The organism is Agrobacterium sp. lyk4-40-TYG-31, assembly GCF_030209855.1.
Classification (GTDB): domain Bacteria; phylum Pseudomonadota; class Alphaproteobacteria; order Rhizobiales; family Rhizobiaceae; genus Agrobacterium; species Agrobacterium vaccinii.
On record NZ_JARVRE010000010.1, the window covers coordinates 161,689 to 176,260 of the forward strand.

Annotated in this window: 14 protein-coding genes; 7 read left to right on the forward strand and 7 right to left on the reverse strand. The window is 57.2% G+C overall.

Annotated features, from left to right (window positions below):
- Positions 1-33: 33 nt before the first annotated feature.
- From QRN55_RS19535 to QRN55_RS19545, 3 genes are all read right to left on the reverse strand, one after another.
- Complete coding sequence (locus QRN55_RS19535; RefSeq protein WP_284777993.1) at positions 34-1,215, reverse strand: alpha-hydroxy acid oxidase; 1,182 nt, start codon at positions 1,213-1,215, stop codon at positions 34-36.
- A gap of 111 nt (positions 1,216-1,326) precedes the next feature.
- The gene (locus QRN55_RS19540) at positions 1,327-2,202 is read right to left on the reverse strand and encodes a fumarylacetoacetate hydrolase family protein (protein ID WP_284777994.1); all 876 of its coding nucleotides are present in this window, start codon (positions 2,200-2,202) and stop codon (positions 1,327-1,329) included.
- 38 nt (positions 2,203-2,240) lie between these two features.
- Complete coding sequence (locus QRN55_RS19545) at positions 2,241-2,825, reverse strand: amino acid synthesis family protein (protein ID WP_284777995.1); 585 nt, start codon at positions 2,823-2,825, stop codon at positions 2,241-2,243.
- Positions 2,826-3,187: 362 nt separating this feature from the next.
- Here QRN55_RS19545 and QRN55_RS19550 point away from each other — a divergent pair, with 362 nt between their 5' ends.
- Together QRN55_RS19550 and QRN55_RS19555 are read left to right on the forward strand one after the other, a co-directional pair.
- Entirely contained in the window at positions 3,188-4,936 is a 1,749-nt protein-coding gene (locus tag QRN55_RS19550; protein WP_284777996.1) for a CocE/NonD family hydrolase, read from the forward strand.
- Between the two features lie 58 nt (positions 4,937-4,994).
- The gene (locus QRN55_RS19555; protein WP_284777997.1) at positions 4,995-5,840 is read left to right on the forward strand and encodes an NAD(P)-dependent oxidoreductase; all 846 of its coding nucleotides are present in this window, start codon (positions 4,995-4,997) and stop codon (positions 5,838-5,840) included.
- Between the two features lie 62 nt (positions 5,841-5,902).
- Here the strand turns inward: QRN55_RS19555 and QRN55_RS19560 are convergent, their stop codons facing one another.
- Positions 5,903-6,595, reverse strand: a complete 693-nt coding sequence (locus QRN55_RS19560) for a GntR family transcriptional regulator (protein ID WP_284777998.1) — start codon at positions 6,593-6,595, stop codon at positions 5,903-5,905.
- A gap of 296 nt (positions 6,596-6,891) precedes the next feature.
- On the opposite strand from QRN55_RS19560, the gene QRN55_RS19565 reads away from it, so the two are divergent.
- The 4 genes from QRN55_RS19565 (at position 6,892) to QRN55_RS19580 (ending at position 11,606) form a co-directional block, all read left to right on the forward strand.
- Entirely contained in the window at positions 6,892-7,794 is a 903-nt protein-coding gene (locus QRN55_RS19565) for a VOC family protein (RefSeq protein WP_284777999.1), read from the forward strand.
- A 239-nt stretch (positions 7,795-8,033) separates the two neighbouring features.
- Positions 8,034-9,929, forward strand: coding sequence for a TRAP transporter large permease (locus tag QRN55_RS19570; protein ID WP_284778000.1), 1,896 nt, complete (start codon positions 8,034-8,036; stop codon positions 9,927-9,929).
- 63 nt (positions 9,930-9,992) lie between these two features.
- The gene (locus tag QRN55_RS19575; RefSeq protein WP_284778001.1) at positions 9,993-10,553 is read left to right on the forward strand and encodes an NADPH-dependent FMN reductase; all 561 of its coding nucleotides are present in this window, start codon (positions 9,993-9,995) and stop codon (positions 10,551-10,553) included.
- 51 nt (positions 10,554-10,604) lie between these two features.
- The gene (locus QRN55_RS19580) at positions 10,605-11,606 is read left to right on the forward strand and encodes a TRAP transporter substrate-binding protein (RefSeq protein ID WP_284778002.1); all 1,002 of its coding nucleotides are present in this window, start codon (positions 10,605-10,607) and stop codon (positions 11,604-11,606) included.
- A 108-nt stretch (positions 11,607-11,714) separates the two neighbouring features.
- On the opposite strand, the gene QRN55_RS19585 is transcribed toward QRN55_RS19580, so the two are convergent.
- Positions 11,715-12,371, reverse strand: a complete 657-nt coding sequence (locus QRN55_RS19585) for a 3-oxoacid CoA-transferase subunit B (RefSeq protein ID WP_284778003.1) — start codon at positions 12,369-12,371, stop codon at positions 11,715-11,717.
- 1 nt (position 12,372) lies between these two features.
- Positions 12,373-13,089: a CoA transferase subunit A gene (locus tag QRN55_RS19590; RefSeq protein ID WP_284778004.1), complete on the reverse strand. Its 717-nt coding sequence runs from the start codon at positions 13,087-13,089 to the stop codon at positions 12,373-12,375.
- A 107-nt stretch (positions 13,090-13,196) separates the two neighbouring features.
- Here QRN55_RS19590 and QRN55_RS19595 point away from each other — a divergent pair, with 107 nt between their 5' ends.
- Positions 13,197-13,754 (forward strand): PAS and helix-turn-helix domain-containing protein, encoded by a 558-nt coding sequence (locus tag QRN55_RS19595; protein WP_284778005.1) that lies wholly within the window; start codon positions 13,197-13,199, stop codon positions 13,752-13,754.
- Positions 13,755-13,765: 11 nt separating this feature from the next.
- On the opposite strand, the gene QRN55_RS19600 is transcribed toward QRN55_RS19595, so the two are convergent.
- A complete protein-coding gene (locus QRN55_RS19600) occupies positions 13,766-14,572 on the reverse strand; it encodes an SDR family NAD(P)-dependent oxidoreductase (RefSeq protein ID WP_284778006.1) in 807 nt (268 codons plus the stop codon).

Sequence of the window (14,572 nt, forward strand, 5' to 3'; positions counted from 1 at the left end):
AGCAACCTTTGCCGGCTCGTGCTTCCATCGAGCTCAACGTGCCGTACTCTTTGAAAGGACATTATCCTCACTCAACTCCGGTAATGTCGTCACACCCACCAATGCCATGTCTGTCAGCAGCTCGTTTCTCAGCAATTTGTACGCATGTGCCACACCCGCTTCACCAGCTACGCTGGCGGCGTAGTTGAAGGGGCGGCCGAGCCAGACGAAGGCGGCGCCCAGCGCCAGTGCCTTGATGATGTCGGTGCCGCGCCGAAAGCCGCCATCGATCATCACCGGCACGTTCCCGGCAGCCTTTACGGCGGCGGGAAGAACACGCATGGCTGAGGGTGAGCCATCCAGCTGTCGCCCGCCGTGATTGGACAGAATGATCGCGTCGACACCGGCCTTGGCTGCCATACTCACATCATCAGGATGCAGAACGCCTTTGACGACGAGCTTTCCCTTCCAGCGCTCCCGCAGGTGGTTGAGATGGTCCCAGGACAGCCAGTCTCGACCGCCGGTCTCTCGCGATACGTTACGGGAGACGATCGGCACGCCCCTGACGGCCTCGTTGTTTTCGAAATGCGGAACACCATGGTTCAACAGCGTGCGCATGGCGGTGTTGATCGTCCAGCCCGGATGAGAAATGCCCTGCCACAGCAGAGCCAGATCCGGTTCGAGCGGCGTCTTGAACCCGGCACGAATGTTGTTTTCGCGATTGGGCAAAACACTGACATCGACGGTTATGACCAGTGTCGTAAACCCGGCAGCTTCGATCCGCCGGATGAGCGCTTCCGTGCGCTCCCGTGTCGGCGGTACATAGGCTTGAAACCAGGTTTCAGGCGCTTCGCGCGCGACGTCTTCCAGCCGGATCAGGGACGAGCCGGACATGATGGCCGGAATACCCAGCGCCTTTGCCGCGCGCGCCAGCACGATATCGCCGCGATAGGCCGACAGGGCACTGAGGCCCATGGGCGCAATACCAAAGGGAGCGGAAAATTCCTGACCGAACAGCGATGCCATCGGCGTGCGCCGACTGACATCCCGCAAAATTCGCGGCATCAAAGCGATGTCGCGAAAGGCAACACGGTTATCGTGAAGACTATAATTATCTTCACTGCCACCTGCCACATAGGCGAAGACGGGTTTGGGCAGATGACGCCGGGCGGCGCGCTCGAAATCATCCAGATTGAGGATCGACGCGAGAGCGCGCCGCGGAAAGAACGTCGTCATGAATGATGCTCCAAACAAGCACCCACTATAGTCTTATCGACCGAAAAAATCGCGCACTCGCCACGCTTCTGGTTGCTGAACGGAAACGTCGAGCGAGTGCGCATGGAATGATCAGACGTCGTCAACGACGCCATTGGTCAAGACGCCGATGCCGCTGATCTCGACTTCGGCAGTGTCGCCCGGCTTCATGAAGATCGGCGGCTTGCGGGTGAAGCCCACGCCGCCCATCGTGCCGCTTGCGATGATATCGCCTGGCTTGAGTGGCAGCCATTCGGAGATATAGCTGATCAACTTCGCCACCGGGAAGATCATGTCGGCGGTGCTGGCTTTCTGAAGCACGGTGCCGTTCAACCTCAACTCGATATCCAGCGCTTGCGGATCGGCAATCTCGTCTGCGGTGACCAGCCAGGGCCCGACCCCGCCGGTGCGGTAAAAGTTCTTGCCCGGCGTTAGATTGCGGGAATGAAACTGGTAATCGCGAATGCTTCCTTCGTTCATCGCGCTATAGCCGAAGACGTATTGAAGGGCATCCTTCTGCTCGACATAACGGGGAACCTCTTTGCCGATCACCACCAGCAGTTCGGCCTCGTAATCGAGATCACTGGAAACCTTTGGTCGGACGATATTGCCGCGATGGCCCAAAAGCGTATCGGCCATACGCGCAAACATCATGGGATATTTCGGCGTTTCACGCCCGCCGGGAAGGTGCGCATTGGCTTCGGCGACGTGGTCTCCATAGTTCAGGGCGACACAGAGGATTTTGTCAGGGTTTGGGATGACGGGTAGAAGACTGACGCTGTCGAAATCCGCATCGCCTTGGCCGGAGCCAAGCGCATCCTCGGCGAGTTTTCGCCAATCATCGCTGGCGATAAAGGATTTCAGGTCTGGATAGGCACCGTTCAGCCGGGCTTTCAGATCGATGATCTTGTTGTCTTGGACAAGCCCAAAGCTCGCCTGCCCCTGGCTTTCATAGCTTACAAATTTCATTTTATTGATCCTTCAAATGAGGTTTTTCGGCAGATGGGTCAGAACTTCGGGCCTTCGCCACGTTTGCCTTCTGCAAAAGTCAGACCGCCAAGGCGCGCGTGAATTCTGCCGCCGCTGGACATGGCCAGGGCAAAGAGAACCTCGTTAGGACGAGGCGCATCTGCCACGCTGATATCGACGCCGTCGAAATGGCTGCGAACCCACGGGCTATGAACGCTGACAAGCGGAATATGCAGCCGCTCGCCCGCATTGCCGATGATCTGGCCTGCGGACACGAAACCACGTACGCCCAGCAGTTTCTTCAGTGCAGCACCTCCCGGCGCATGCCATGCAGCACCGACCTCGATTTCGCCATTCACGCCGACGATCGTACCCTTGCCGAAGGATTCGATTGCGCTTCCTTCCAGTTCCAGCGCGTCCAGCAGACGCCGGGCAAGCGTTGCGCCGAGATCATCAAGCGCTTTCATCCAGTCTGTCAGGTCTTCGGCATATTGTCCGGCATAGGGGTTGGCGACGATTGCAGCAGCGGCACCCTTGCGAAGTGGCCGCTCAGCTGGCGTGCCGCCGTCATGCCAGATGTCCTCAACGAAAACTGCGATCTTCCTGCATTGAATTTCGACCATTGTGCTCTCCCTTCGCTCGCCCATCACAAAGCCAGACAAGCTCAACTCTATTTTCGTCATAACCTAATTATTTCGAAAATTAAAATTATGATAGACAAAAAAATTAATGACGGATATTTTTTCCTCATTCGAAAACATCGGCTGGTTCCGTAAGCGGAGCAATGTCGAGAATTTTCAATAGGCTGCGCTGGGAGGCAGGCGGGACTGGAGTCCCGAATTTTAAAATGCACGCCTTATCGAAAGGCGTTTTGATCGCCCGCGTTTTGGCGGCATGAACTTTGTGCAGAATGATTATGGGAATGTGTGGTCTGGCCTTTGTTCATCCAACGGCGCACCACTGATTGAGGAGGTTGAATTATCCAATGACAAAGCACGACATCGGCATTCACAGGGCGTTTCGGAAACTACGTCCGGCGGACCACCCGGACGCACGCTATCCCGGTCTGCGACCTCTTCAAAAAATATTCCCTGCCGGAAGTGTGGCCCGTGAAGGCGCTATTGCTTTGACATGCGACATCGTCATGGACCAGGACGTCGCGGTCGAACTGCGCGACGGCAAACATATTTACGTCGATATTTTCCGGCCTGCGGGTCACGAACACCCACTCCCTACCCTCGTCAACTGGGGCCCATACGGCAAGCAGGGTGGTGGCGCGATTACATTTGAAGACCTGCCATTTCGCGGCGGCGTGCCCGTCAGCGCGCTTTCCGGCCTGGAAATGTTCGAGGGTGTAGACCCGGCCTACTGGTGCGCGCATGGCTATGCCGTCGTCAATGTTGATGCGCGCGGGGCCATGAGCAGCGAAGGCGATATCCATTGCTGGGGCCGCCAGGAAGGGAGAGACGGTCACGATCTGGTCGAATGGATCGCACGGCAGTCATGGAGCAACGGCAAGGTGGGGCTGACGGGCACGTCCTGGCTCGCCATCGTGCAATGGTTCATCGCGGCGGAAAAGCCACCGCATCTGGCGGCGATCTCGCCCTGCGAAGGCTGGACCGATCTTTACCGGACAGATGTCGTGCGTGGCGGTGTTCCCGACGCCGGGTTCAATGATCACATGCTGTCCAAATTTTCAGGCAGCGGCAGCGTCGAAGACATTCCGGCGATGGTCAAGGCCAACCCGCTCATGAACGACTATTGGCGAGACAAAATTCCAGACCTCGGCAGCATCGACGTGCCAACCTACGTCATCTCCAGCTGGACGAACCTCATTCACGCCGTCGGCACATTCAACGGCTGGCGCGGTATCGCGTCCCAAAAGAAGTGGCTTCGTGTCCACAATAGCCATGAATGGGATGATTATTACACCCAGCACGAAGATTCGCGTCAGTTCTTCGACCGCTTCCTGAAAGATGCCGATAATGGCTGGGACGACATGCCCAAGGTCAGATTGGCGGTCCTCGATCCGGGCGGCAAGGACATCGTAAACCGGCCGGAAGCCGATTTCCCGCTTCCGAACACGACCTACACGCCGCTTTATCTGGATGCGGCCTCTGGCTCGATGGGCCTCACCAAGCCCGAGCAGTCTGATTTCGTTGATTACGATCCTGTCGCAAAGACCGGGCGCGCGGTGTTCACCCATAGGTTCGAACGGGATATCGAAGTCGTCGGCTATATCAAGCTTCGTGTCTGGGTCGAGGCTATCGATGCCGATGATCTCGATCTCTACGCCGAGGTCAGAAAACTCGACACGGATGGTCAGCATCTTGGCTGCTGGACGTTCTTGCCACCGGGCACATCACGGGACGAAGGTCCGAAGGACCCGGAAAACCAGTCCGGCATGGTGGTCTTTTCCGGTGCGAAGGGCATACAGCGCGTATCCATGCGCGCAATCGATCCTGACCTGTCCGGCCCGGCCATGCCGCACCACAGGTTCGATCGCGTCGAAAAGCTGGTGCCGGGTGAAATCGTCCCCGTCGATATTCAGATATGGCCGCTCGGAATGCGATGGTCCGCTGGCCAGCAAATCCAGCTCGTCATTGCCGGCCACAAGGTATCAGGTCTGGAGTTTCCCGGCCTTGCCGGCCCAGACACGATCAATCGTGGCCGCCACAGAATTCATACCGGCCCACACCGGGATTCCCATCTGCTTTTGCCTGTAACCGGCTAAGCAGCCCTAGAGAATAATAGTCTTGCTGGGAGGCAAGGCATGCATGATGGAGGACATCTTGAAAATTGCAGTCATCGGAGCAACGGGAACGATTGGTGCCCATGTCACAAGCCTGTTGCTTGAGCGTGGCCATGCCGTAACCGCTATTGCGCGCAATCCCGAGGGTATTGCGGATCATCCGTTGCTCACCCGAAAGAAAGCGGACCTGTTTAGTTTTCCCGAACTGCGCGAAGCGATTGCCGGTCACGATACGCTCGTGGTGGCCTTCGCGCCGAAGGATAACAGCTATCTCGGCTACACGCAGCTGGTCGAGGCGGCATGGCGGATCAAGCGGGCTTTCAAGGAAACTATCCCTGATGCCTATTTCCTCAATGTGGGAGGCGCATCCAGCCTCTGGACCCCACGTGGCTTCCAGATGTTCGAAGACCCGCAATGGCCCCATTGGTTTTTCAATGCGGCCCCGGCTGCCCACTGGCACCGCCTTCATAAATTGAGCGGCGGGTTACCGGCGTTCAAGGAAATGGGAGAACAGCGAGACAGGATTCTCGCTGATCCCACCAAGGACCGCTATGCCAACTTTACCGGCGAGATCATAGAGACCTGGTATAAGGAGATCGACAGGATTTTCGGCAAAGGTATGGGCGGTCGCGCGCAACTGGAGTTCTTCGAATGCGATCACAGTTTCCGCTGGAGCTTCGTGTCACCCCCATGGCTGCTCGGCCAGCCGGAGGTAACGGGTCGGTATCGCACCACGATCGACATGCTGCCTGTCGAAGATGGTCAGCCAGCCGGTATTTCCGTTGAAGATCTTGCGCTGGCCATTACGGATGCAACCGAAAAACATGACCGCATTCACCAGCACTGGAGTGCTGCCCGCGTTCTGCCCGAGGGCGTAACGGGCTGATCCGTTACACGTTACTTTGATGATAGGCCGCCCCGCAAGCCGCAGGGCGGCCTTTAAAATATTCATGCGGCCTTGATGTTGACGTCGGCGGGGAAGAGATGCGCTGCGGACGTCAGAACGTTATCCGTCGTTTCACGAATGTGCTGCTCGATCAGATCGAGGGCCTCCGGCGAACGATCCAGCACCGCATCACGAATGATTTTATGTTCGGCCTCTTTCGGGCGCCAGCTGGCGCGGAACTGCGCGGATATGCGGCGATAGCGGTGCGCCCGGTCGAACAGCTTCTGCCTGATGTCCAGCAGCAAGGGTGAACGGCATGCGCTGACGAGTGACGTATGAAACTTGCTGTGGAGCGCGGTCCATTCCGCATCGGCCTGATAATTATCGCCCAACCGCTCCTGCAATCGCTCCATGCGATGGAACACCGCCAGAATGCCAGCCTCCCAGCTATCATCGCCATATTGCATGGACAGTCGCATCATTTCACGGTCCAGAAGCACACGGGCATTCGTCAGGTCTTCCAGATCGGCAATCGATACAGGTGCAACGGCAAAGCCGCGCTGCCCTTCGGACAGGACCAGACCTTCCTCGGACAGCCGTGCCAGAGCCTCGCGCAGCGTCGAGAAGCTGACCTCATAACGATCCTTGAGGATTTCGAAACGCAACTTCTCACCGGGCGTGAGACGACAGCTCAAAATGTCGTCGCGGATGCGAAGCAGGACATCGCCTGCGCGGGTTTCTCCCTTGGTTTTCATGCTAGACCATTCCCTTCTCTGACCGTTATGGGCTCGGCGATTCCAAGCGAGACGTCTCCAAAGGAGTAAAATCTAGAATTTCGCAAAATTCAAGTTTTTTCGCATATAATCTTTCAAGAAAGCCGATACATACGCTCTATTCCCGAGCTTTGACCGAAAGGAACCTACCAAAATCACAAACGCACATGGCTATAATTTCGTAATATAGAATTTTTTCGAAATTCCTTGATTTTCTCATTTCACCGGATTATGCCTTTTCTCATCAGTTTTTTGTGCCAGTTCAGCGGAGGAGTTGCATGGCCCAGATCGTTCACGCCACGGGACATTTGAAGATAAACGCCAAGGACGCGGAGGCATTGGTTCGCGATTCCTCGGATATATTGGGGCTTCACGTCACCCGTGAGATCGGCAATCAGACATGGTTGTCGTCCAATGGCCGCACAGCGGAACTCGTTGTGATTGAAGCGGAGGAAAATTCTGCGCACACAATCGGTCTGGAGGCCCTGACCGCCGAGGATGTCAGAAGTGCTGCTTCGCGAGTCGAAGAGGCAGGCTGCATGATCGTCGCCGATGGTCCCAGCCTCGACTGCATGGATGATGGCGTGACGTTCACGACACCAGAGGGACTTCGGTTCGAAATCCACACGCCCATCCGTGATGCCATTTTCAAACCGCGTCACGACACCTATGGCGTTGGCCCGCGTCGTCTGGATCACATGAATATTCTGACGCCGAACCCCTTGGCGACCTTCGCGCAATTGAACCTGATCGGTGATCTGCGCCTTGCCGAGAAGATGGTGGATAATTCGCTGACCTGGCTGTACGGCGGCAATCGCCAGCATCACGTCATCGGCCTCGTCAAAGGCCAGGGACCCGGGCTGCACCACTATTCCTTCGAATTCGTGGAATTCAACATGTATTGCCGCCTAGGCGATCTTCTCGACCGGAAGGATCGTCAGGTTCTGTGGGGCCCCGGACGCCACCGTCCTGGTGACAACACCTATGCCTATTATATCGATGCGAGCGGCGCCATGGTGGAAGTTTCAGGCCCGATGGCATCGATTGCCGACGAGAAACATTTCACACCGCGTGTCATCACCAATCTCGAAAGACCCGGCAACGTTCGGGAGATGAATGTTTGGGGTTCTCCGGCACCCCTGGAATGGCGACAGCATTTCCACCCCTTTGCAGCGCTCTGACACTGACGAAGAGCATCGCCCGTTCGATTTCTATTTCGAAATTGCAGAAGATGAAATTCAAGAGATGGAGGAGCCCTCTCAGGAATTTTAAAAAAGGCGACAGTGCAAGCGCTTCGGCAACGCTCTCTCTTGGGACAGCGTTGCCGCCAGACTGAATAGGGAGACCGGGTATGCGACCACTTGCTGTGCAGTTCACTGCCAGGGTCGCATTCCCTACGAGGGATTGAGGAGAAATCACTATGATGCTTGCCCGGATCGACCGTACAGCTCTGGCTGTTACGGAGCGCATTGCTACATTTGGCGTTCTGGCCATTATCGCTGTTGCCGTGGTCACTGTCGCGGATGTTTTGCTGCGAGAAATCTTCCATAGCCCGATCCGTGGTCTGAACGAAATCACCCAGCCGCTGATGGCGCTGGGTGTTTCCGCCTGTATTCCGGCGGGCGTCATGGGCCGTGTGAACATCACCATCAATGCCGCAGAAGGGCTTGTCTCCAAAATCGTTTTTGCCTGGCTGCGGGTTCTCAGCGCTTCGGCGCTGTTCCTGTTTTTCGGGCTGGTCACAGCAAGGCTGTGGTCGCTGGCCGCCAAGGCAAGCGACCTCGGCAGTTCCACATCCATTCTCATGCTGCCCACCGGCACAATGCTCAAGGTCACGACCACCCTGTTGGCGCTGGCCGTGGCGGCGCAGATCGTGCCCGTCACACGCACCATTGCCGACGCATTTCAACTCAACCGCCGCGTTTCTCTCATCGTCTCTGCGGTAATCCTGTGCATAGGCTTTGGGTCCATCGCGTTCTGGCCATCGCTGAGCGCGTTCCTGCTCTGGCTGATCGAGATGCCTTCTGCCGATCTGGCACTCGCCTGTTTCGGTCTGGTCCTCGCTTCGGTGCTTTTGACGATCCCGATTGCAGCTGCCATGGGGCTGTCGGGCCTGCTGGGAAGCGTCATCCTGCTGGGCAATGGCCCCGGACTGACGATGTTCGGCATCAAGGTCCATGAAATGCTGTTTAACGACAGCCTTGCCGTCCTGCCGCTGTTTCTCCTGATGGGGTCCTTTGCAACGATTGCCGGCATGTCCAGCGAGATCTACCGCTGCGCTCACGCTCTGATAGGCCATCTTCGTGGTGGACTGGCCATCGCCACGGTTCTTGGATCAGCCGGATTCGGCGCCCTGACGGGTTCGTCTCTCGCGACATCTGTTACCATCGGCAAGGTCGCCCTGCCGGAAATGGAATCGCGCAAATATAGCCGTTCGCTTGCCGCAGGCACGGTCGCTGCCGGAGGTCCGCTCGGGCAGCTCGTGCCGCCTTCGACCCTCATCGTGGTCTACGCACTGCTGTCGGAAGAATCCATCGGAACGCTTTTCATCGCCAGCATCGGTCCGGCGATCCTGACGACGATCCTCTACATCATCGCCATCATGATCATCACCCACTTCCGTCCCGAACTCGGACCGCCCGGCCCGCGTTCGACCGGACGTGAAATTGCTTACTCGCTGGCAGCGTCGTGGAAAGCCATCCTGCTGATCGGCTCTGTGATAGGCGGTATCTACACGGGTATCTTCACCGAAGTCGAAGCCGCATCGGTCGGTGTCATCGGTGCTTTCGCGGTGGCCGTCTTCAAGGGAGCGGTCAGACGCGACACCATTTGGGACGTAATGCGCGAGACGACCGCGACAGTGGCGCTGATCTACCCGTTGATCTTCGGTGCAGCCAGCTTCTCCTTCCTGATGGGCATTTCCGGGCTTCCCGAACTCTTCGTGCACATCATGACCTCCATCACGAGTGAACCTCTGCTCATCGTTCTCATGATCGTGGTGATGTATCTCGTCCTCGGCACGGTCATGGACAGTGTCGCCATCATGATCATCACCGTGCCGGTGTTCCTACCGCTGATCCACCAATTGGGACTTGATCCCGTCTGGTGGGCGATCCTGACGATTTGCCTCGTTGAAACAGGCCTGATCACACCGCCTTTCGGTCTCAACCTGTTCATCATGAAATCGATCGATCCGAAGCTCACCTTGCCGGAAATCTATCGCGGTGTCGCGCCCTTCATCCTGGCGGATCTCTTCAAGATCGTGCTGCTGATCGCATTCCCGATCATCACGATGTGGTTGCCTGGGACGCGGTAGACCTCATCAGGAACACATATTTAGCAGTTGCCGCAGGCGCTGCACAAAGGGACGGAGATTTAAATGGAAAAGAAACAAACGCTTGGAGTGATGGCGGGAAGTCTGCGCAAGCAATCCTTCAGCCGCGCGCTTGGCCACTGCCTCGGCGCACTCGCTCCAGAACATGTCACCATCGAGGAACTGCCCTCTATCGGTGACCTTCCACTGTTCAATCAGGACATAATGGATGAAACGGGCGCGCCTACGGCTCTCACACAACTGGCCGAGCGCATCTCAGCCGTCGATGGTGTCATCATAATATCGCCTGAATATAACTGGTCCATTCCGGGCGCATTGAAAAATGCGCTAGACTGGCTCTCCCGCCTCAATCCAGCCCCGCTTGCGGAAAAGCCGGTCACGATCTTCACCTGCTCCCCCGGTCTGCTGGGTGGCGCGCGGGCACACCCGCCAATCCGCAACGTGTTGCATGCGCTGGATTGCCGTATTCTCGCCCGCCCGGAAGTCCAGATCACCCAGATCAAAGCAAAAATGGCTCCCGATCTCAGCGCTGTCACGGATTCTGCGACAGCCGAGTTCATCACGCAGCGGCTGGCGGCCTTCAGCGCCTTTGCGCAGCGTGGATGATGCCGCGCTTCACACGAGACGTATCGCCAAAATCATCATAGGAGGAACATGATGAAAAGACGCGCGCTATTGACATCCATGCTGCTTGTGGCGGCTTTCGGCTCCGCGCCAGCACGTGGTGCCGAGCCTATCGAACTGCGATTTGCGGTTTCTTCGTCGGCTCAGGTTTTTTATAATTCCCAGGCGCTGATCCCCTGGGCCAAAAAGGTCACCGAAGATTCCCAAGGCACGCTCAACGTCAAACTGTACTTTGCCGGAGCACTGGGACGCGCAGGGCAGTTTGTCGACATTGTCGAAAGCGGTGCCGCAGACATTGCGATGGATATCACCTCCTATTATCCAGGCCGGTTTCCACAGGCCGATGTGACCTATCTGCCCTCCTTGATCGGGAATGATGCTGCCAAGGCATCGGATGCACTCTGGTCCATGTATGAGGAAGGCCTGTTCAATCGCGATTTTGCAGGCTTGAAATTGCTGGGCATCGGCACGCCCACAGCCGCGATGCTGTTGACGACCGAAAAGCCGGTGAAACTGCCGTCCGATACCGTGGGTTTGAAAATCGGTGCTGGCGGCAGAATGAAGGCAGCCATTCTGGACGCGACCGGCGCGGCCATGATCAATCTCGAAGCCTTCAACATGTATCAGCCGATGGAACGCGGCGTGGTCGATGGCGTGATCACGCACATGACCGGTGTTCCCCCGTTCAGGCTCTACGAAATAGGCAAATTCTACACGATGGTGCCGCTGGGGGGATCGTTTACACCCGTCTTCATGTCGCAGGCACGCTTCGACTCCCTGCCGGAGCCCGCACGCCACGCCATTGAGATCAATTCCGGGGCTGTGCTGACGAAAAAGCTCGGCGCCGTCTGGCAGAAGGCCAGCGATGATGGTGTTGCGGTGGTGAAACGCTCCGGCGGAACCATCATCATTCCCGACGAGGCAGAGCACGAGGAATGGGAACGGAAAATGCAGCCCGTCGTCCAGGCCTGGATCAAGGCGGGCGACGATCGCCAACGGATTTTCGATACGCTCAAGGCGAAACTCGCGCAGTAAACTCACCCGTATCGGTGTATGCTTCTCATGAAGCGAGTTGGCTCATGGAACAACCATGAGCCAACCACACTCACAATGATGCCGACGCCCCAGCGATTACGATTCTGATCATTTCGCCGCTCCCTCCAGCGCGACATCGAAAGGCGCATCCGTTTTCGACTGGATTTCGTCCAGCGACACGCCATCAGCCAGTTCGATCAGCGTCAGCTTGGGCGGTCCCTGACGGGCAACGGTAAAAACGCCGAGGTCTGTAATAACCAGATCGGCCACCCGCTGGCCCGTCAGCGGAAGGTTACATTCCCTCAGCAATTTCGGCTCGCCTTTGGCTTCATGTTCCATAACCACGACGACGCGTTTTACACCAGCTACCAGATCCATGGCTCCACCCATGCCCTTGACCATTTTGCCGGGGATCATCCAGTTGGCGAGATCACCACTTTCCGAAACCTGCATCGCACCCAGGATCGAGAGGTCGATGTGGCCGCCGCGCACCATTGCGAAACTATCAGCGGACGAGAAGTAGCTGGTTTTGGCAAGTTCGGTAATCGTCTGCTTGCCAGCATTGATGAGATCGGCGTCTTCCTCTCCCTCGAACGGAAATGGCCCCATGCCCAGCATTCCGTTTTCACTTTGCAGCGTCACTTCCATTCCCTCGGGAATGTAATTTGCGACAAGTGTGGGAATTCCGATGCCGAGATTGACGTAGAAGCCGTCCTGCAATTCCTTGGCAGCCCGTGCCGCCATCTGTTCGCGTGTCCAGGCCATCTTATGCGGTCTCCTTCTGCGCCCTGGTGCGGGTCGTGCGCTGCTCGATCCGTTTTTCCGGGTTCGGTACATGAACCACGCGCTGGACGAAAATCCCGGGCGTATGCACGTGGTCCGGGTCGATGTCACCAGCGGGCACGAGATGCTCGACTTCGGCGACCGTGAGCTTCGCAGCTGTCGCCATCACCGGGTTGAAGTTGCGCGCCGTCTTGCGATAGACGAGATTGCCTTCGCTGTCGGACTTATAGGCGTGCAAGATGGCGAGGTCAGCAACCAGCCCCGTCTCCATCACATAATCACTGTCACCAAAACGGCGGACCTCCTTGCCTTCCGCGATCAGGGTTCCGACCCCGGTCTTTGTGTAGAAGGCCGGAATGCCCGCACCCCCGGCGCGAATACGTTCGGCCAGCGTTCCTTGCGGATTGAACTCCAGTTCCAGAGCGCCCGACAGGAACTGCTCAGCAAACAGCTTGTTCTCGCCGACATAGGACGAGATCATTTTCCGTATCTGTTTGGTTTCCAGCAAGACACCGAGGCCATATCCATCGACGCCAGCATTGTTGGAAATGACCGTCAGGTCTTTGACACCAGAAAGGCGGATGGCGTCGATAAGGCTTGACGGAATTCCGCAAAGCCCGAACCCGCCGGACATGATTGTCATGCCATCGGATAATGCATCCGCCAGAGCCTCCACCGCGGTTGCTTTTAACTTCTTCATATCTCCTCCTTCACCGCCGCCAAAAAGCGCGGCAGTCCTTCGAAAGTAGGCTTGATAATCGGCATCGGTTAGCCGTATTTATACGGCAGTGAGGGGAGAGCTTATGAATGAGGGAAGACAGTCAGCAAAGTCGCTTTTTATTGGGCGAAATACCCGTGCCCATGGTCTACGCAACCCATCGCATCATCAGGGACTGCAACGATGAATTTGCCCGGCTTTTTCGTTACGCGCGGCTGGACCTGATCGACCAAAGCTTTGCGCGCCTCTACCCCAAGCATTCGGACTTCGTCCGCACGGGGCGCATGTGGAAGGCCCATCTTCCCGGCGGCCAGGTCTATTATGACGAACGCATCATGACGGCTAGCGATGGCAGGCGTTTCTGGTGCCAGGTTCACGGGCGAACACGTCATGCGACGGATCCTTTCGCCCAAGCCCTTTATTGCTTCCAGCCCATTTCGCGCCCGGTTGCTCAGCAGCGCCTGACGCTGACCGATCGTCAGCGGCAGATCGTGACCCTTATTTCACAGGGCAAAACCAATGGCGCGATTGCCGGTGAACTCGGCTTGTCACAACGAACCATCGAGTCGCATCGCGCACGGCTTATGAAAGCGACCGGGCTGAAAAACACGGCCGAACTCGTCGCACATTTCGCAACCGAGACATGATCCCGAACAAACTAACCTGCGGTATATCCACCGTCGGCGTAGAGAGTGTGGCCCGTATAGAAGTCCGATGCTTTCGATGAGAGAAAGAGCAGCGGCCCAGCCAGATCGGACGGCTCACCCAGTCGGCCTTTGGGGACACGCGACAGAAAGCCTTTGCGGACCTCTTGCGCTTTTTCCGTATCTTCGAACATCCATGCCGTCAGCGGCGAGCGGAACACCGTGGGTGCGATGGCGTTGACCGTGATGCCCGTCTCACCCCATTCGCAGCCCAAAGCTCTGGTCATTCCATCGACGGCAGATTTCGAAGCGCAGTAGGCGGTGTAACCGGCAGGATGGCCGAGAAGCCCGCGGGCCGAGGACATCAAGACAACCTTGCCACCCTCTCCCTGTTCGATCATGCGCTTGCCTGCCGCGCGCGCCATTAGCCAGCTTTGCGTGACATTCGCATCCATGACATCGAGAAAACGATCCGGTGACATGTCCACGATCTTGGCAACGTCGTTCTTGCCAGAGGCAACGACCAGAACATCGACGCGGCCAAACGCAGCAACCGTATCGGCAATGATCGCCTCACAGGTCGCCTCATCGGTCGGGCGCCGATTGATCGACAGCGTCTCGGCACCCAAGGCGGCGCAGGCATCGGCTGTTTCCTTGAGCGCATCTTGATTGCCCGCCACAAGCGCAATACGAGCCCCGGCACCGGCAAGAATTTTTGCGGCCAGCGCACCAAAAGCACCGGACGCGCCCGTCACAACAGCGACTTTTCCGCGCACATCGAAAAGAGCATAGGGATTTGTGAGAAATTCATCAGTGTTCAC